At 36.4% G+C, this 20,392-nt stretch carries 12 protein-coding genes; all 12 read right to left on the minus strand.

Annotated features, from left to right (window positions below; genetic code table 11):
• Positions 1-11 precede the first annotated feature (11 nt).
• Positions 12-3,647 carry a polysaccharide lyase family 8 super-sandwich domain-containing protein gene (locus B176_RS0110965; RefSeq protein ID WP_017258858.1) on the minus strand — a complete coding sequence of 1,212 codons (3,636 nt, stop codon included), beginning with the start codon at positions 3,645-3,647 and terminating at the stop codon, positions 12-14.
• 43 nt (positions 3,648-3,690) lie between these two features.
• Complete coding sequence (locus tag B176_RS0110970; protein ID WP_017258859.1) at positions 3,691-5,208, minus strand: T9SS type A sorting domain-containing protein; 1,518 nt, start codon at positions 5,206-5,208, stop codon at positions 3,691-3,693.
• Between the two features lie 93 nt (positions 5,209-5,301).
• The gene (locus B176_RS0110975) at positions 5,302-6,258 is read right to left on the minus strand and encodes a hypothetical protein (RefSeq protein WP_017258860.1); all 957 of its coding nucleotides are present in this window, start codon (positions 6,256-6,258) and stop codon (positions 5,302-5,304) included.
• A 287-nt stretch (positions 6,259-6,545) separates the two neighbouring features.
• A complete protein-coding gene (locus B176_RS0110980; protein WP_017258861.1) occupies positions 6,546-6,725 on the minus strand; it encodes a hypothetical protein in 180 nt (59 codons plus the stop codon).
• 137 nt (positions 6,726-6,862) lie between these two features.
• A complete protein-coding gene (locus tag B176_RS0110985; protein WP_161603025.1) occupies positions 6,863-7,231 on the minus strand; it encodes a BNR-4 repeat-containing protein in 369 nt (122 codons plus the stop codon).
• Between the two features lie 17 nt (positions 7,232-7,248).
• Positions 7,249-7,548 (minus strand): hypothetical protein, encoded by a 300-nt coding sequence (locus tag B176_RS20960; RefSeq protein WP_017258863.1) that lies wholly within the window; start codon positions 7,546-7,548, stop codon positions 7,249-7,251.
• 87 nt (positions 7,549-7,635) lie between these two features.
• Positions 7,636-8,907, minus strand: a complete 1,272-nt coding sequence (locus B176_RS0110995) for a polysaccharide pyruvyl transferase family protein (RefSeq protein ID WP_017258864.1) — start codon at positions 8,905-8,907, stop codon at positions 7,636-7,638.
• Between the two features lie 30 nt (positions 8,908-8,937).
• Entirely contained in the window at positions 8,938-10,881 is a 1,944-nt protein-coding gene (locus B176_RS0111000; RefSeq protein ID WP_017258865.1) for a heparinase II/III family protein, read from the minus strand.
• A gap of 228 nt (positions 10,882-11,109) precedes the next feature.
• Complete coding sequence (locus tag B176_RS0111005) at positions 11,110-15,315, minus strand: T9SS type A sorting domain-containing protein (protein WP_017258866.1); 4,206 nt, start codon at positions 15,313-15,315, stop codon at positions 11,110-11,112.
• A 57-nt stretch (positions 15,316-15,372) separates the two neighbouring features.
• Entirely contained in the window at positions 15,373-16,656 is a 1,284-nt protein-coding gene (locus B176_RS0111010) for a polysaccharide pyruvyl transferase family protein (protein WP_017258867.1), read from the minus strand.
• Positions 16,657-16,775: 119 nt separating this feature from the next.
• Entirely contained in the window at positions 16,776-19,154 is a 2,379-nt protein-coding gene (locus B176_RS19440; RefSeq protein WP_017258868.1) for a polysaccharide lyase 8 family protein, read from the minus strand.
• A 16-nt stretch (positions 19,155-19,170) separates the two neighbouring features.
• Complete coding sequence (locus B176_RS0111020) at positions 19,171-20,364, minus strand: glycoside hydrolase family 88 protein (RefSeq protein WP_017258869.1); 1,194 nt, start codon at positions 20,362-20,364, stop codon at positions 19,171-19,173.
• Positions 20,365-20,392: the final 28 nt, after the last annotated feature.

Here is a 20,392-nt window from a genome sequence, read left to right on the forward strand (position 1 = left end):
TAATATTTGTTTTAATAAATAAACTTGGAGTTATACCTGTATTTTCCCGTAGCTAATGTAATTGTATAAACTCCCCTAATCAGATTACTAATATTTAACGGTATCGTATTGTGACCTTGTACTAAAGAAGTATTCACACTTAAAACAGATCTTCCATACATATCATTTATACAAATGGCTGATGATGAAGTTGAGAGATCATTAGCAAAAAAAGACACAACTAATTGTTCAGCAGCATTAACATGTATCTTTAATTCATTTTTAGCGTTAGTCACATTGGCAGCTATTACCTTAGACAAAAAATATTTCCCATTATTATCAAATTGTTTTAACTGATAATAATTAGCACCAGGAAAAGGGTTATAATCTGTAAAAGAATAGAATTTAATCCCTTTAGAGTCACCTCCACCCGGTACATCACCGATAATTTCAAATTCCGAATCTTTTGCTTTTCTTAACACGCCAAATCCGTAGTTGTTTTGTTCTGATGCTGTTGACCATTTCAACAACATAGAAGAACCATTGCCTGTAATGTTAAAAGATTGAAGAGAGACGGGCATAATACTTTGTTCTTCGACATGTCTTATGATAATATTCTGGATATAACCGACAGCATGTTTCGTTGATCCAATTATTGAAGACCTTTGACCTATAAAAACACAAGCATCTAATTTATTATTAACCGCTAAATTATAACTAGGTATATTGTTTGTTGTAATTCCACCTATAACAGTAGTTAATGGTATCCCGTTGGCCCATATATGCAAAGCATTGGAAGCAACTGTATATGTTACAGCATCGCGTACATAGTTTTGCTGTTCCGCAGAGTTATTGCAATAGAACTCCATATTATAGGCTGTACCTTGTGTAAACTTTAGACCGTTCAATACCCGCTCATAGGTTGTTCCTGCAATCTCTTCTCCTATTCCTGACCCTTTATAACAGTATCTGAATTCTGGATTAGAATTAAAAGGGGAATTTTCAGGTATCTGCCATCTTACAGTGGCAAAAAAATCTGCAAAACCTGTAGTAGACGAATTGGCCGGAACGCCACTGTTTTGATTAATCAACTGGTTTGCGCCATTGGGGTTGACTCCATCTGTTCGTCCTATAGCAAACTGCCAGTCCATTTCTTTCATAGAACTGTTTTGTTCAAAAGTAATAGTGTAAAAAAAACTGGCCACTGATGTTGCAGTTTCGATATCGAACATAGAAAATTTGGCTACTCTCCCCGCCTTCGAAGAAACAAATTTTAGTGCAGGTGATGCTCCATATTTAACCAAATGCCACTCTCCCTCACCTGTGGGAGTTGGGGTGTTTTTGTTAGCAATTCGTATTTTGCCGGATGATGGAACAGGCATAAATCCTAGGGAAGAAGGCATGCTTGTAATAGAGGAGCCTCCCAGCTCGGTAAAACCCAGACTACCTACCTGCCCAGCACCTGTATTTGCACCAAGATTATACTCCCATTCAATCGCTGTTTTCTCCCATAAACCTTTCGCATATCTGGGTTTTGAAGCAACTAAAGAAACACTACTGCCCAACATATCACCCAAAGGCATAATAAAGTTAAGAACCTCGCTCTCCGAACCAGCATAACTTAACGACACTTGTATTGAACTTTGAATTTGTGCTGGATCTGATAGAGTGACTTTTACTTTTGGTTTACTGTAATCTACCAGCAGAACACATGCTTTATCTACCGAAATGGTAAGTCCTGGCTCAATCGTGATATTTCCTGGGTTATAAAAAACAATACCCGCTTGCCTCAACAAAACATGACTCACTGCTTGCAAAGAAGCGGTATTTGCATGTATTGTTACAGGCATATTAGTGGCATAAGCATTAGTTTCTGCTACACTTTTGTTTGGTAAAACTATATATTCATAGCTTGCGTTAGATGGTGCATTTCCATGATCTATCCATAGTTTAAAAATATCTGCACTTACGGTTTGATTTACCTGGTTTTTGTTAATAGTGTACCAGTTACCGCTTTGCATATTGGTTTTCATTTGAACAGCTGTATTGTTTGCAAAAACATAACCGGTATTGTCGTGGTGTACCCATCTCGCATTAGGATAGGTATTTTCTTCCTTTGGGATGATATTGCTATCCACTAGAACAGCTGTTTTTAAATACGATTGATTTATGGTTGTGGTAGTGGATGCGCCACTGTAAGAAGAGTTTATGCCTGCACCCAGACAAATCATCTCGCCATTCCACAAAAAATTGGTTTTTTTGGCTTCAATATCTACATTTACCCCACCAATCACAGTGTCTTTTTGCAAGTGCATAGCAGTAATACCGTTAATACCATCAGACACACCACCTACAAAACTGGTAGACTGGCTATGATAAACACTTGTTGAAGGCCATATCACAGGCACCGCAGGGTTGGTGACACCTGGTATTTTTGTCCAGTCCCAAACTCCAAAAATATCGTAATACTCATTCGTATTCCTCATAATGGTTGTAGCGCCAAACGGCAGCCAATAAGCTAAAAGATTTTCACTATTTAGTCCTTCCGTTCCCACCGTTCTTGCTGAGCACATTTTTACGCCAATAAAAAGATTCTCCCTCCGATGTGTCATATAATCGGCTCGGTAAAAAAAATTATTTCCCATGATACCGGTTATGGTTCCGGTAGGATTATTCAGGTGATTGTACATTAACTGGTATTGCGCAACTCTTTCAGGATCCACGCTTTGCATCCTAATTAACGTGGATTTCAATCCCGAACTCGATATTCCCTGATCGCTTCTACGACTAATATTTCGTCCCACCGTACTAAAATCATACGTCTGTCCATAAGTCATCCACTGATCTCCATTCAATAAGAAATCACTTAACAGCACTACGTTTTCGGTGCTAAAGCCAACCAATGTAAGCCCCCTTATTAAGTGCATATAGTAACTAATTGTATTTATTAAGGATTTACCATACCCGCCATTATACATTTGTAACCTATGCACTAAGAAAGAGTAATCTTTTTGTACTCCCTCTGTATGCCCCGGCTGGATAGCTAGTTGTGTTGCCATTTTGTTTATCCCCTCCTGCAAAATTGCTTGATCTTTCTCTATCACCCCGTGATGTATCAGATTGCGGGCTATCCAAACAGCATTAGTAAGTGTGCGAAGATGGTAATTTGTTGGAAATGACAAATATTTATCACACCCTGTTTTTATAACAGAATCCCAATCTGCACCGCTAAAATCATTTTTAACTAAAATCAGTATTTTGTTGATATGATCCTGCATGGCTATTTCATTATCATACCAGTTACTAGAATAGGGCTGAGGAGTGCGATTATACCAGTAAAGTAATCCTGCCTTAATTTTACCTTTTAGGATAGCATTGCCATAAAACGAATAACTTGTTTTTTTTAATGCCAATGCCATGCTTGCAAGTCTTTCCCAATGTTTAATAGGCTGCCAACCACCAACAAAAGTATGCTGATCGTAGTTTATATCTGTCCAGCTTCCATTTGTCTGTTGGCTATCCATATATCCCTGAATAACTAACATTCCTAAAGGAACAGGTGCTACATAATCGGCATATAGTCTGTCATATAAAACATCATAATCATCTGCCTTTACCGTTGAAGATAATAGCAATGGAAATAAGAATATGAATATGATTTTTTTCATCAAATGGCCGATATGGAATAAGGCTGTTCAGTATAAATACTATTTACAGTATAAATTTAGTACTCAATTTATTTTCTGACGTAACTAAAGATGCAGTATATATGCCTTTTACCAAGTTGTTCACATTTAAGCTGAGGGTATTATACCCTTCTTGCAAAGGTGTATTCAGATTTAATAGTATTTTTCCAGATATATCAGTTATGATAATAGTAGAGGAACTTATTAGTTTTTTCGAAAAAACGGATGCCATTAATTTTCCTTCACTATTCAAATAGATTTTCAACTCTTGATTTTCTAAAGAAGAACTTAAAGCCACTATATTAGAAAGTGAGAATTCGCCATTATTATCAATTTGTTTTAGCTGGTAATAATTAGGACCTGATGAAGGGTTAAAATCGGTAAATGAATAGGTATTTATTTCTGTTGAATTACCTGCACCTGCCACATTACCTATAACTTTAAAATCTGAAGTCTCTGTTTTCTTTAGTACATCAAATCCTGCATTATTTTGTTCTGATGCAGTTGACCATTTCAACAATATTGATGATCCTTTACTTGTACCGTTGAATGATCTTAAAGAAACTGGCAATGGAGTTTGAACATGGTTTATCTCGATATTCTGAATATAGCTAGTAGAGTGCTTTGTTGATCCGCTTATTGACGTTCTTTGCCCGACAAAAACACACGCGTCTAATTTATTGTCCCGTTCTAAATTGTAACCTGGGATATTAGCTGTTGAACTACCACTTATACTGGCAGTTAATTGAGTTCCGTTTGCCCATATATGCATGGAATTAGAAGGCAATGTATATGTAACTGTATTACGCACATATTTTTGCACCTCAGAAGAGTTATTACAATAAAACTCCATATCGTAACTAACACCTTGAGAAAAGGTGATACCATTCAATACTCGTTCATATGTGGTTCCAGCTGTTTCTCCGTTTCCTCCTGACCCTTTATAGCAGTATCTAAATTCCGGATTTGAATTTGCAGGAGACGCAACTGGTATCTGCCATCTAACAGTAGCGAAAAAATCTGGGAAAGACTGCGTTGAAGGGTTGGCAGGGATACCACTATTCTCATTATTTAACTGGTTTGAAGCTCCGTTAGTTCTTCCTATAGCGTATTGCCAATCCATCTCTGTCATTGAACTGTTTTCTTCAAAAGTGATCTTGTAAAAAAAACTGGCTACTTGAGTAGCATTGGCAATTTCATACATAGAAAATTTAGCTACCCTTCCACTCCTTGAAGAAATAAATTTAAGTGCGGGCTTTGACAAATAATTTTTTAGATACCATTCACCTTCTCCTATATCTACTGTAGTTTTGTTCGAAAGTTTCACCTTTCCAGAAGGTGGAATAGGCATGAAACCTACTGTTGCAGGGGGTGCTGAAGTGGTGGCAACAGTACCTATATACCCTGATCCGTCTATTGTGCCATTACCTGTTCCTGCACCAAGGTTATACACCCATGAGGTTGAAGCCTTTTCCCATACACCTTGTGCATTGGCAAAGCTTGTACCTGTAATAAATAATAAAAGTAAAAGTTTTGTTTTCATAATTATTTCATTAAGGTTAATTATTATTATTATTATTATTATTATTAAAAGGATTTATTTAGCCTAATAAATTGCGAAAAAGCTAAAATCATATTACTTCAGTGGATTTTGAACTTGGTTAACTAAGAAATCACTTATATAACAAACAGCAGCTTTTGCTGGTATACTTGTGGAGCCTTGAAATACAAAAGCATCTAGTTTAAGATTAGGAACAAGTTGATAGCTGCCAATATTCGGAGACCCATTAGCTGTCAACTGCACACTATTAACCCATATATGAAAGGAATTAGCTGGAACAGCATAGTCAACTTTATTTCTTAGATAATGTTGATCTCCTGAAGAATTATTGCAATAAAACTCCATATTATAAGTGCCCCCCTTTGAGAAAGTGGCGCCATTAAGTTTACGCTCATAGGTATTTCCTTCTGATTCCCCATCTGCTTCTACTCCTCTGTAACAATAAGAAAAAGGAATTTCACTACCTTTTGCGGCCCACCTTAAGGTTGCGAAAAAATTAGGAAAACTTGTTTTAGATGTATTTCCAGGTATACCAGCAGTGGTATTATTTAATTGATTAACACGTCCATTTGTTAATCCAATACCAAAACGCCAGTCCATTACATCTACATTTGCATCAGCAAAAGATATCTTATAAAAAAAACTACTAACTGGAGATGCATTACCTATATTATATAGTGAAAACTTAGCTACCCTACCTGCCCTTGAAGAAATGAATTTTATAGAGGCAGACGACAAATAATTTTCTAAGCTCCATTCTCCTGTACCTACAGGTGGTGTTGCTATATTTGAAAGCATAGCACTTCCTGATGGAGGATAAGGTAAAAAACCTTGATTAGAAGATGCAGTTGAAACTCTATTCCCACCTGTTGTTTCGGTAGTATAGCCTATTCCTGAATTTAATACTCCTGTACCGGTATTAGCTCCTAAATCGTATTTCCATGTTGTAACAGGTTTTGTCCATACACCCTGTGTTTGGGCAAAGGCAAATTTGCCAATAAAAATTAATAGTAATAGAGGTTGCAATTTCATATTATATTCGTTTAATTATTAAGCATGAGACATATAAGCATCGCTTAGTAATCGCATATGATTTATATTTATATATACACCTTAACAAGCTCAACGGGTGAACTGCCATGCTTATTTCTAATTTAAAAATTGAAAGAGATACGATGTGATATGAATCAGAAGTCCTAAATAGCCAGCACACAACTGGATTTAAAAAAATTTAGAAAAGAGGATATTCCTAATAATAGTTTTTTGCTTTTATAGCGTAGGTCTTCCTTACCTATTTCTGTTACTAAATCCGTCATCTATTACTTTAATAGCAACAGATATTCCGGAAGATACATCTGGTTTATCCTGTAAGGAAGGATTTGTTCATTATCCCACTTGTTCTGGTCAATCATAGGCTCATTAAAATATTCATCATCAAAAATATAAACCTCTTTCCAGTCTGTCCACTGCTTTTCTTTAGTGACTTGCAGAATTTTCAATTTCCCCCGAATATTTCACAATTCTATCAAATGGATCTTTTTCTATAAAAATCAGATATAGATTACTGTTTCTATCTGCAAGCAACTTAGGACGATTACCAATGGCCGGAATTTGAAATTCTTTCAACTTGCCTTTTTTATCCTGATAGTAGTGAAAATAAGCTGAATTTTTTAATCTCGCCCAAGACGGTTCTGCTCCCTCTTTCTTTTAAATGATACATTACAACATGGAATATACCGTCACGGTTAGAAACCTGAGCCTGACTGTTCATCAGTCCCCATGTCCTGTCAGGAATTTTAAGTTGAATACCGGGAGTAAATGTGTCAACAATTTTATTAGTACTTGCGCTGGCGACCTTCTCATTTTTATAATTATACCAGTTATTACCCTGATCGGGACTGTAAATATGGCATATATCCCTACTTCCGAGACCATTCCCCCCCTTCCCGCCAACACCATGAAATATGTAAATTACCCCTATTATCGTAAGAAAGACTATTTTCATAAGGACTACGACCACTGCTACCATGAACGTATAGCCCCAACTTTTGGATCGAAACGAGAGCTTAACGATTTTGCACTATTAATTAATACCTGTTTATAACATCTGATTGCGTTACCGAAACTGCAATACATCATAAATCCCAAATCTTGGGTACCTGTGTTGTATTGTTCTTTTTCTAGCAACGCGAGCTTGTTTAGAGCTTCATTGTGCAATATCGTATCGCCACTGTTTTCGTGTAAATAAAACAAAGTAACGGTATAGAAACTACTGCTCTTTTTTTGATTGCAACCTGTGATAAAGCTTACAATCAACAACATAAAACAAATGGTCGGATCATTTTTATGATTTTACTATCAATAATAACATGGTCGATTATCTCGCATACTTTTATTAAATCTTTAATTTCATAAAAGCTTTTTGATTTCTCTCATTTGTTCTTTTTGAAGCTTTCTAACATAATCTCTCGATTTTTCTACTTTCTTTATGGCTTCGGGATAATCATTATGAATATTTAATACGACAGCTGTTATTTGGGATGCAGGCGTTTCATCCATTAAAAAATACCATTCGCCTAAACCTATATCTCTCCACATCTGTCCTTTCCTTGTATCTGAAGGCTGTTTGATATGAATTGCTGGTACACCATTAGCAATGGACATTATAAGGGAATGAGGTTCTACACCAATAACGATTCTTGATTGGGCATATACTGAAGACGCTTCGTCAGGAAGCCAGAAACTATCTCTCCAAACAACGTTCTTTTTAATATCTTCCGGTAAAGGGTCGACTAAAGTTTCTTTAGAAAATTCTACCTGGTAAATTACTTCGGGACAAACAAGAACTTTTAATCCTGTTTTCTCTACCCATTTAATGATTACTTCCCTAAGCTTTTCGGCATCCTCTTTTCGGTATAATTCGGAAACTTTATCTTTCCAAATATCAAGTTCGGTGGGGATATTTCCTTTAATTTTCCAGTTTGGTGTATATCTAAGACGTGGAATCACACAGATAAATTCCTTTTCTTTCAAACCAACAGATTTGAGATATGCTCCCGCTTTATCTGCATTATGGATACTTATTGCAAATGTAGAGTCTGGACCAAACTTCTGTACTGGGCATCTTAATTTCAGGTTTTTTAGATACTTTAAGGATTCTGTATCTCTGCAGTAAAAGAATGATGCATGATTGATGAGTTCCTGTAATTCTCCATCTACTTCATTTAACGATACGCCATATATACCAAATGGCTTTTTTGTTTCGTCCCACCATTCCTGCAAATTTTTTTTGGCGGTTACATAAGGGCCGGAACTATGAAGTATGAAGTTACATTCATCAAAAGCTTTTTGTAATTCCAAAGAGCGCTTTCCATCAATAGAAGTTTTACTACTCAGAACAGTCACTTTGGGAAAATATTTTTTTATTAAGGCATCAACACCCCTATCCAACAAATTTGGCCATAACACTATTTCGACCTCCGGGATATACTTTTCTATCAAAGCAATAATACCAAAAGAATGTGCAATGTCTCCGATGTTAATGGTTTGCCATCCCGAACGAAGCAATATCTTTTGCTTTTTACCTCCATTTATTGTAGCGATTGCCTGAAAAACAGGAGCCAATATTCCCAAGACTGTCATATACGATGCCTGTTTTAAAAATAATCTTCTATTTTTCATAATAAATTTAACACCTATTTCAAAAAAAAGTTAATTAACCCTTTTGTAAGTCACTGATATTTTTGCATACTTTACTGGCTCGTTTAATCTTATGGCAAGTCTTGTATAGGGTTTTGGTGCCTCAGTAATTGTTTCGGACACTATTGTATAAGCTGAAGATGATTGAATAGAAACTATCAATTTTTCCTTTATCCCCTGAAGTTCTATTTGGTTTTTTCCTATTTGCTTCCATTTAGCTCTTGTTATGATTACAGTTTCATAATCTTTAGACTCAGTAAACTCAACTTCGTCTCCTACTGTGAGGTATCCATCATTTTCCCGGTTATAGGTAAAGCTTCTACATAATTTTTTAAGCTCTGGAACAGCATACGCAGACGCAATATCCATTACAACCTGGTCTTCTTTATCAGTAAAATCATTTTTCAAAATAATGGCTTTTGACTGAGCTCCTGTAGACTGCTCTTTTCCTGCAACTAGCGGAACTGGATGCCCGTAAGAAGCAATGGTTTTAATAGTATAACGTTTTGCTGTAAAAGTTTTAGAGGTATAGGTAGCAAGTCCAGGATCACCGCTTAGCAATTCTTTATCTGCAACTAAAGTATACGAACCCAAATCGTTATGATTATGCAATTCCTGATTATGACCACCTTTAAAAGTAACGCCTAATTTACAAGAAGAACCTTCTTCTGGGCGTACAGTAATTACACCTGCTTTATCAAAATAAGACCTGATTCCTGTTTTATGACTTTTATCTCCTGATGGGTTGGAATAAGTAGCCGCAGTAGGAAAAGCCATATAAATGTTTTGCAATGGTGGATTAAAATTATCATCAAAAGTATAGGCACCATAATTTTTTAACCCAAGATTAAGTGTACGGTTCAAATAATACATCATAAATTTGATAGGTTTTTCATTCATTTTGCAATCTCCAATGGTTGGAAATACATTATTCATGATCTCAATATTTGGGACATAATGTGCGATCTTGTCTATTTTTGGATCATTAAAAAGATCTATTTTATTATTGGTAGCTTGTAAAAGGGTTTCGCGAAGCAAAATATAATGCTTAAAACCATAGTTGTAATAACCTAAACCCTCGGTACAGTATCCATCATCCAGAAATCCTGCAAGCGTGTTTTTTATATATCTTTCTGCAATAGCAACATACTTAGCTCGCTCATTTTTATCAGGAATAACGGCTAGCGCAGCACCTGTTACTCCCGCGATTGTAACGGTATTATGATTACCATCTGTATTAGTTAAAGAAACAAACTGTTCGTTGCCTGTATCATGACCTGTAATTGCTGGTGTAAGTACTTTTGTATAAAGTGCTTCCATCGCTTTTTTCCTTAATTCTGGTTTGATTTTATCTCCCAATAGATACAACGCCTCCGCAATATCATGCGCATAGCATGACGCACTAAGATGTATCGTATATAATGTTCCGTTGTAATTCGTCAGCTTGCGATCTTCTGCCGGGAAATTCCACGATTTCTGATTAATAAGATCTACCAGAGCCGCCTCAATTCCGGGCATATACTTACCATCATTTTTCAGGCACTCTGCCCAAACCATGGCACCAAAAACCACTATTCTTTTTCTGACCAGCATTTTAGAAGTTTCCGAATCGTTTGAATTAAAGAAAGACATGTAAATTTCATGCGTCAATTCTGGCAACGGACTTAAAATCGCAGCATCAGCATCTGCAATTAACCTGTCGAATTTACCGGAATTTAATAATTTATCCCATGCAGAGCGATTGGATGCAGGTTCGCCCATTCCTTTGGGTTGTTCAGGCAACATGGCGGATATTTCTTTCAGCCTTGCTGGATCCAATGAATATGTTGACTTTATTCTATATTTATTAATCGGCGCTTTATTTGTCTCTTGTGCAGAAACATTACAAACAGAAAAATAAGCAATGGTTGCTACTCCAATTAATTTAGTTACCACGCGGGTAGTTAATTGCCTCATAAATGGTTTTATTGGTTATTATTATTCTGAATACACCGGAACTCCTATAATGGGTGAATGCTATTCAGAATAATTTAAACGCAGCTCGGGTCATAAATATCAACTTCTTTATATTTTAAAATATTTATAAGTATGTTTCCATGTAGAGTCCACGTTTAAATATAAAAATGTGGACTCTACATGGATAAAAAGCAGACTTTCTATTGCTTCATATGGAAATTGGTACGATTACTTTATAAATTTAATACTTGTCTGTTTGTTATCTTTTAACAGAGTTGCCACATACACACCTTTCGGAATAGAGGACGAATCAACATTAAACTGATTATAACCTGTTATTAACGTATAATTCCTATCTAATAAAATTTTACCAGAAACATCTGTTATCCTCAAAGTAGCTGTCCCTTCCGATTGAGAGAATACCATAGCGTTTAAAAGTTCGGTAGCATCCATAAAGACAAAAAAGTCTTTATAATCACTCATTTTTATAGATAGCACCTCTGATTCTGTATAAATTCCGTCCGCGTCTTTCTGTCTTACCTTATAATAATTGGCCCCATTAAATGGATATTTATCTGTAAAAATATACTGAGAACTTTCAGAAGTGCCAGCTACCGCATCTATTTCACCAATGGGATGAAAGCCAGCAGAAGCATTCTCTGCTCTTAATATTTCATAAGCATCATCATGCTTTCCAGAGGTTGCTTCCCATTTTAAACTTACTTTCTCGTCTTCTCTTATGATAGAAAAGTTTTTAAAGAGGAATACCGGTGTATCTTGAGCAGCATCAAATTGTAAATTACTTAATCTCATTTCAGCAGAAATATTATTACTATTTCCTGTTTTACTGGTTTGACTGGTAAATACAAAACCATCAATTACTTCATCTGCGGGTAACTCATTGGCCAGAAAATTTGTAGAACCGATGTAGGTCAGCTGTTCATCATTTACCCAAATATGATAACTTCTTGCAGGAACAGCGTATTCTGTTGCTCCTTTTATATATTTTTCGGATGCAGAAGAGTTGTTGCAATAAAATTCCATGTTATAGGTACCGCCTTTCTTAAAAAAACCAGAGTTAATATCAATAAAAGTGGTGGTTGCGGAAGCGTTGGCTTTATCTCTGAAAGAAAAAGTATATACTGCGGAGGCCATCAACCACCTAAAAGCAGCAAATATCTCTGGACGGCTGGCGGTTCCAGAACCAGTAATACCACTTGTACCGTTGATCTGGTTCGCAGCAAGCGTTGTACCTGCTGTTTTGCCGATTGCGAATTGCCAGTTTGCATCTGTAGTAGTACTATCATTAAATGTGAGTTTATAGCTTATTTTTGCTATCGCCGTAGCTACATCAATATCATACATCGCTAACTTGGCAACTTTCCCGCTATTAGAAGAAGCAAAACGTATTGCCGACCATTCGTTTGTTCCGGTAAGCCACCATTTACCCTTTCCTGCACCATCGGTGATTCCACCTAATCTCACACTTCCAGATTCCGGATAAGGCATAAAACCCTTTACACCACCAAAAGTTGTTGTATTTACTATAGTTCCCTGTGTAAATGGTGCACCGCCTAATATCCCATCACCTGAATTTGTTCCCGAGTTATAATTCCATTGTGTAGTTGGCCGTAACCAATTTCCAGGGATGCCAGCAATGAAACCTGGCTTGCGAAATGTTAGTGTAATTTCCCCTGCAAGAATTGGTATGTTTAAAGCAATACCTAAACGTGTATATGGCAATCCTCCTTCTTCAGAGATTACTTCCGGAGTAATGGTAAAAGCACCCGGGACAGCAATGTAGACATAGATTTTCTCTTTCGTTCCTTGTAATTCTATACAGTTTGGAGCAATTAACTGCCAGACCGCTCTTGTGATTAATGCAGTTTCAAAAGTTTGGGCAGAGGTAAATTCAAAGTTATCTTTTACAGAAACGAAACCAGTATCGGTACGGTTATATGTAAAAGTTCTTTCCAACTTTACCAATTGTGGCACCATGTAAGCCGATTTAATATCCATCACTAATTTATCTTCTGCAGTGGCAAAAACTGTATCTAACACTACTGCTTTGGCAAATGCTGATGTGGTTTGCAGTTTCCCGGCAACAACAGGAACCGGATGCCCGTATGAATTGATAGTTTTATAGGTATATCGCTCGGAGTTAAAAGTTTTAGCAGTATAAGGGATTGCGCCCGGATCGCCAATCATCATTTCAGAACCGGACACCACACTAAAAGACCCTACATCATTATGGTTATGCTCCTCATCATTGTTTCCCCCTTTAAAAACCGCAGCCAGGTTTAAAGTTGTGTTTGCTGCTGGTCTTGAGGTTAACACACCTGCCACATTAAAATAAGAACGAATTCCTATCTGAGAAGATAAAGCTACCGTGTCCGGAATTAATGATGCAGAATTTGGAAATCCCCACATGATGTCCACAAGCTGAGTACTCGTATTTCCTGTAAAAGTATAGCTATCATATCTCTTCAAACCCATTCCTAAATTCTTATTTACATAATATAGTAAAGAAGAACTCGGCCCGGTGCCTATAGTACAATCGGCTATTGTGGGGTAAACGTTATTGATTATTTCACTATTTGGCGCATACTCTGCAATTTTCCTGATCTTTGGACTGTCGAATAAATCAACGTGACCAGAGGTTGCCTGCAAAAGCTGTTCTCTTAAAATGATATAGCGCCCAAAGCCATAATTATAGTAAGAAAGACCTTCTGTGCAATACCCGTCATTTAAAAATCCAGCAACGCCGTTGTTGGAATAGCGTTCGCCAATTGCTACGTACGCTGCCCGCTCTATAGGTGCAGGTATAACTGCTAAAGCGGCGCTTACTACTCCAGATATACATACCGGATTATGATTACCTGCACTTTTAAGATCACCAAATTCGCCATACGCATTAGCTGTATTTATAGCACTCATCGTAGGATTAAAAATCCTGGTATACAGCGCATTTTTTATCTTCTGACGCATTAAAGTATCCAGTTTATCATCTAAAAGATAATAAGTCTGTCCTAAAGTTTGTGCGTAATCCGCCGCACATAATGCAATTGTATATCGTGTACCATTAAAGTTATGCTTTGAGCGGTCTTCGCTGGGGAAATTCCATGACTTTTGACCAATAATATCATTGATCGCTTGGTTAATGGCCGGTATATAGGTACCATCATTATAAAAACACTCGGCAAACACAAGTGCCGCTAAAACATAGCGTCTTTTAGCCATGATGGTTTTGGCGGTTTGCGAATCACCTTCTGTCCAATAAGCCAAATAAATGGAATCTGTAATAGCCGGCAAGGGTTGCGTCAGCGCAAGATTCGCTTCGTTTATCAGTGTCTGAAATTTTCCAGAGGCTAGCAAAGCATTCCATGTTGTCCTTTCGTGATAAGGCTCTCCCATTCCTTTGGGAAGCAAAGGAATCATTGCGGAAATTACACTTACTCTAGCAGAATCTAAAACTACTATGGGTAAAATAGAATCTGCTGGAGTTACTTCTTCTTCGTCAAACCCTAAAGGACTTTCTACATGATTGATAGAAAGATTACCCAATAACAGTTCTGATGAACCGGCCGGTGTACTGGTAGCGCCTTGGAAAGCAATCCCGTCTAATGTCTGATTCTCTCCAAGCTGCATTCCCGGAAAATCATGCGAAACAGCATCACTCAACCTTATTCCATTTGCCCAAATATGATAATAATGAGCTGGTATAGAATAAGTTACTGAATCTCTTATATAATCCTGAACGATGGAAGAATTATTATAATAAAACTCCATATCATAGATACTGCCTTTACTAAAGGTTATTCCAGTAATTGGCACCTCAATCACTACAGTGGCATCATTACTGGTCTTTAGCGTATAAGTAAAATTTAAATTTGTTCCGGCAGTAAGTAAATTCCAACGTACCGTTGAAAAAATTGTAGGGAAACTGGTTACAGATGTAGCAGCAGGCAAGCCTGCTGTATTTCTGATATGAGTAGTGCCTTTTCCGATAGCCAGCCTCCAATCCAGCGCTGTTGCTGAATTAACATTAAACTCCATTTTACAGAAAAAACTGGCTACGGAAGTCGCGTTTTCGATATTATAGGCAGAGAGTTTAGAGACTTTACCTGCACTGGAGGAGACATATCTTAATTTTGGAGCAGACGCAGTACCCAATAAATACCATTTGCCTGTACCGCTGCCAACGTTTACCAAGCTTACACTTCCTGATGGAGGATAAGGCATAAATCCCCGTACAGATGGACTGGTTGTGGTGTTTATGGCATCGGTGGTATATCCGGAATCTCCTAAAAGTCCTGTACCCGTATTAGTTCCTAAATCGTATGTCCAATTATTGCTTGCTTTTGTCCAAATACCCTGACCATATAAAAAACTAAAAGAAAGCCAAAAACTTGCAAAAAGTAGAATTCTTTTCATAAAAAAATTTAATTTAAAAAAGCAGAGTAGCGCTCCTTATCAAAAGCGTACCAATATTTAGCTGTTCATGAGTACATTTTCAATTGTACTCATGGTGTTTTTCTGTACTTGCTGTAAATAAGCTCTGGTTTTATCAAGCTTTGCTAAAGCCTGGGGGTAATTATGGTGTATCTCCAAAACTTTATTTATGATTTGGGAGGCGGGAGTTTCGTCAATTTCGAAATACCAATCGGCTAATCCAATATCTCTCCACATTTGGCCTTTACGGGTATCTGTTGGGTGCTTGATATGAATAGCCGGAACTCTTTCTGCAACAGCAATAATGGTAGAGTGAATTTCTAAGCTAACTACTGCTCTGGATCTAGCGTAAACTGATGCAGCTTCATCCGTCAACCAAAAACTATCTCGCCAAACTACATTCTTCTTAATTTCATCAGACAGAGGGTCTACAATAGTTTCTTTTGCTAACTCTACCTGAAAAGCTACTTCGGGGCAAGCAAGTACCTTCAATCCTGTTTCTTCTACCCAAGAAGTTATAATTGCTCTTAGCTTAATAGCATCTGCTTCTTTATATTTTAAAGAAACTTCATACTTCCATTTCTCCTCTTCAGAAGGAACATAACCTTTCATTTTCCAGTTAGGGGTATACCGTAACCGGGGAATTACACAAATAAATTTGCCTTTTTCAAGTCCAACCGACTCGAGATATTCTTCTGCTTTTTTATCATTATGGAGATTTATCCCAAAGGTAGAATCGGGACCAAATTCCTGTACGGGGCATTTAAGATTCAAACTTTTCACATATTTTAGAGACTCTGTATCTCTGAAATAGAAAAAAGAGGCATGGTTAAATAAGTCCTGTAGTTCTGGACTTAGCTCTTGAACGGTATCTCCATAAACACCAAAAGGTTTTTTAGTAGTCTTCCACCACGATCTCAAATCGGTACTTTTCTCGTAATACCATCCAGAACCGTAAATCATAAGGTGACACTCATCAAAAGCTTTTTGCAGCTCTATAGTATCAGGTTTTCCTTTACCCAAATCAAAACGACCATTAACAATCTTTAATTCAGGGTATGTTTTTTTAATTAATTCCTCAACACCATTATCTATTAGAACCGGCCAAAGAACGATTTCTACATCAGGAATATATTTGATAAACAGTTCCATAATACCAAAAACATGGGCTATATCTCCGATATTTATAGTTTGCCAACAATTTCTTAAAAGAATTTTCTTTTTCCCCTTCTCAAGGGCAAGTACATGAATAGCAGGCATCAACATAGATAAAGTTGCTAAATAAGATGCTTGTCTGATAAAGCTGCGTCGTTTTTCCAGCATAATTATTTGGTCTTATAAATGGCTTATACTGAATACACTATTCTGGAATAAGAGGGTGAATGCTCAAACAACTTAATTTAAAATTGATAAAGCACCAGACATACTGAATAAAATATTTCCTATTTTTTCTTTGAAAACTCTACCGCTACAGTTCTTCCCTGCAAGTTTTTCATATCTACAGATAATTTTATTACAGGGCTAATTTGTTTGATGGTAATATGAGGATCTTTCTTAAGTACTTCTAAAGCGTCACAGTGAATTTCTAACTCCGTATAACTTTCATTTTTCATCGTCGGGTCTGAAAGAGAAATAATGATACGATTTGATTCTTCTAACACCATTACTGCGGTCTTTTTATTAACTGTTAAATAAGGTTGTCCACCTACAATAGCTATAGTTTGAATACTATCTGTCCAAAAATTGGCGGCTAATAAATTAAGTTTATTGTCTCTTACAGCCTGTACACTTGAAGTATTTTCCAAAATTTCTATTTCGGGATTGCGGTTATATTGTTTTACCCTAGTCTGAGAAAAACCGGGTAACAACGCATAGGAGTACGTATTTTCTGCGCTGTTAGTATCTTCTACAGGGCTACCATGGTCTTTCCAGAGGGTTACATAATTATTATTTATTTCCTTATCAGAATTTACAGGCCTTAAATCTTTCCATGAACCTGTTTGAACCTTTCTTTCGATATTTAATTCTGCTCCACCCGGGAAATAATAACCAACATCCGAAGCTGGAACATTTCCTTCTAAATGTGCCCATTGAATACCGCTTCGTTTATGTACATTAAAAAGTTGTGGCATCACCTCCCCATTTATCGTAAAAATATTCGTGTTCTTCTTACTTAATCTACGCTGTTCGATAGTAGTCACTACATTTTGTTTATCCTTATAAGTGATGCCTGCACCAAGTGCAACAATTTCGTTATCAAACATAAACCATGATTTTTTAGCAGATAAAGAACTTTCAAAAGGAGCTAGATGCATTCCTGTAACTCCGTATTTATCTTGCATAGAGGCACCACCAACCCAATCTATACCATTTGTCTTATTCTGAACTGCTTTACTGTTATCTACTATTGTTGTGCCTGGTAAACGCTGATAATTTATAGTAGGCCAAAAATGATCTTCAAATTGTTTTTGATCTGCGGTATATAAGTAAGTCATCCCATCTGAAGTGTGCCATCCTTTAAGGTTTTCTTCATTGATGGATTCAAAATTATAAATACGTGATGAATGCATGCTTACCGCAAAAGCATAATTTAATGTGTGCTGTACTGCCCTATCCATATTAGCAAACTGTTTATAAAGAAGCTGATTGCTTAAAATAGGGATACTTTTATCTTCAACAATGGCTTTTACCATCCTAATCATCGTGATGGAAGATAATATAGAATAGTAATTTGAAACCGAGTTATCTTCCATCACGAAAGTCTTCACTAACGACTTTATTTTTGCTGTATGCTGAGGAGGGGCTGTATTTGCTAATAATACCATTGCTTCTATAACAGAACGGCCTTTCCTATGTTCAGAAACATTACTCCTGGAAATTTCACGTCCCATACTCATACTCATCATTCCTCCTTTATAAATCAGAGGAACAAATGAGTCGTAAACCCAGTGGTAAACGTTTTCACTCGATGGAACAGCTTTTATAGATGGTAGGAGGTACATAAGTTCGGCCAGCGAGCCTAATAAAGCTGCGCCATACCCTCCTGCATAAGGATGTTTGTTATGCTGAATAAAAGATCCGTCGTTATAAAAACCGTCGCCCGTTTTAACATATTCAAAAACCTCTTTTATTGCGTCACGAGCATATTTTATTTTTGTGGTGTTTCCGGAAAGAATGCCATTCAATATGATAATTCTGCTTACCCACAATAAATTAGCACCTGTATAATTGCTTACACTTGGTGTACTGTAACTTATGGTCTTAAGATAATTCTCTCGTTGCTTAACACTCAGCTTGTCATACATCATTACCATGATGTTGCATAACCTATCAGGACTACCTATACGATAATCCCACCAATTATTATGTCCTCCAGATTTAGGGATGGCCATACGCTCGTTAAATTTATTTGCATATAGCCAGTCCAGTGCATTAATAATGTCATTTCTTAAGTTTTCATCTTGATATACCGCTGTGCCTTGCATGGTAAAACCAGTAGTCATTGAAAGTAGCCTGGTATAACAAGTTGTGATATCTGCAGATGTTTCAAATTTCAAATCTTTCCAAAGGGTTTTTCTGTTCAAAGTATCACTTACAAATCCTTTTTTCCATGTATTTAAAGCATTTTGACTTATCAATTCTATTTTAGATTTTATTAAGGGGTCTTTTAAAGTGTAAGCTCCACCTGTTATAAAATCATAGCATCGTTTTCTTAAAGAGTCTGTATTAATATCATCATTAAAGCTTAACTGTTGTGCAAAGCTATTGCTTGCTGTCAGCATAAAAACAACTGCCAGAATTAGCATTTTTATAATTTTCATCTTCAAGATTTACTAATTACTTTATTAGATTTTTATACCTTAATAATGCCTCTGTATAATAATAATCGGCATAGGTTAAAGGAACATCTATTTCAGATTTATGCGGCATGCTTCCTACGCTATGTTTTAATAAAAAACCGCCATTTGTACCTACTACCGCTTTATATTCTTTAGTTGACAGTGTTTTTATAATTTGCCTAGCTACTCCCAAATATTTCTTAGAGACATTTCCTTTGTTATACCCTGCCAGTTCTATTAATGCTGATGCTATTAAAGATCCAGCAGAAGCATCTCTTAGTGCATTTGGAACCTCTGGAGCATTAAAATCCCAATAAGGAATTTTATCTGCTGGCAAATTGGGATGATTTAAAATAAAGTTGGCTATGTTATTTGCGAAATCAAGGTACTTTTTATCTTTTGTCTCACGATACATGGTAGTATAACCATATAATGCCCAACCCTGCCCTCTTGCCCATGAAGACTCATCTGCAACACCCTGATGAGTGCGTTTAACATTGGTTTCTCCTGTCTCTGGATTGTAATCTACCAAATGGTACGAGCTATAATCTGGGCGAAAATGATTTTTCATGGTTACATCAGCATGCGAAACGGCAATTTTATAATAAGAAGAATCTCCAGTTATTTTTGTTGCATAAAACAATAATTCAAGATTCATCATATTATCAATAATCACTAAAAATTCTGATGACTTTTTTGAATCCCACGAGCGAATACAGCCTACTCTTGGGTCGAAACGATCACTTAAAGATTTTGCGCTATTTATTAAAATTTGTTTATACTTTTCGTTAGCCTTTAAACGATTGGCATGGCCAAAGCTACAATACATCATAAAACCAAGATCGTGTGTGGTTTTATTATATTGTTCTTTTTCCAGTAGCTTAAGTCTTCTTATAGCTTCATTATATAAAACAGTATCTTTACTATTTTCATATAAATAAAGCAATGTCCCTGGGTAAAAACCGCTACACCACCAGGCGGACCCGCTAGTTACTAGTTTACCTTTTTCATCAAGTGTTCTAGGTAACTCATTTAGCGGAATCTGAGTTTTAAAAAATTTATATTGAGCATCCGCATCTTTAAAATCTTCATTTATTAGATTTAATAATCCTTTATTTGATGAATTATCTTCTTGAGCGTTGCTAGAGTTTACTGCTAATAAAGCAATAAAAAACAAATAGTACCTGATCATATTATTATAATCTGTGTTTTCTTTTTTT

It is taken from the genome of Pedobacter arcticus A12 (assembly GCF_000302595.1).
In the GTDB taxonomy this organism is placed as follows: domain Bacteria; phylum Bacteroidota; class Bacteroidia; order Sphingobacteriales; family Sphingobacteriaceae; genus Pseudopedobacter; species Pseudopedobacter arcticus.

Bases quoted from the DNA above. Each gene is read 5' to 3' on its own strand.
- B176_RS20960 (WP_017258863.1), bottom strand. From the start codon at position 7,548: ATGTTGTTGATTGTAAGCTTTATCACAGGTTGCAATCAAAAAAAGAGC.
- B176_RS0110970 (WP_017258859.1), bottom strand. From the start codon at position 5,208: ATGAAAACAAAACTTTTACTTTTATTATTTATTACAGGTACAAGCTTT.
- B176_RS0111005 (WP_017258866.1), bottom strand. From the start codon at position 15,315: ATGAAAAGAATTCTACTTTTTGCAAGTTTTTGGCTTTCTTTTAGTTTT.
- B176_RS19440 (WP_017258868.1), bottom strand. From the start codon at position 19,154: ATGAAAATTATAAAAATGCTAATTCTGGCAGTTGTTTTTATGCTGACA.
- B176_RS0110965 (WP_017258858.1), bottom strand. From the start codon at position 3,647: ATGAAAAAAATCATATTCATATTCTTATTTCCATTGCTATTATCTTCA.
- B176_RS0111000 (WP_017258865.1), bottom strand. From the start codon at position 10,881: ATGAGGCAATTAACTACCCGCGTGGTAACTAAATTAATTGGAGTAGCA.
- B176_RS0110975 (WP_017258860.1), bottom strand. From the start codon at position 6,258: ATGAAATTGCAACCTCTATTACTATTAATTTTTATTGGCAAATTTGCC.
- B176_RS0110985 (WP_161603025.1), bottom strand. From the start codon at position 7,231: ATGAAAATAGTCTTTCTTACGATAATAGGGGTAATTTACATATTTCAT.
- B176_RS0110995 (WP_017258864.1), bottom strand. From the start codon at position 8,907: ATGAAAAATAGAAGATTATTTTTAAAACAGGCATCGTATATGACAGTC.
- B176_RS0111020 (WP_017258869.1), bottom strand. From the start codon at position 20,364: ATGATCAGGTACTATTTGTTTTTTATTGCTTTATTAGCAGTAAACTCT.
- B176_RS0111010 (WP_017258867.1), bottom strand. From the start codon at position 16,656: ATGCTGGAAAAACGACGCAGCTTTATCAGACAAGCATCTTATTTAGCA.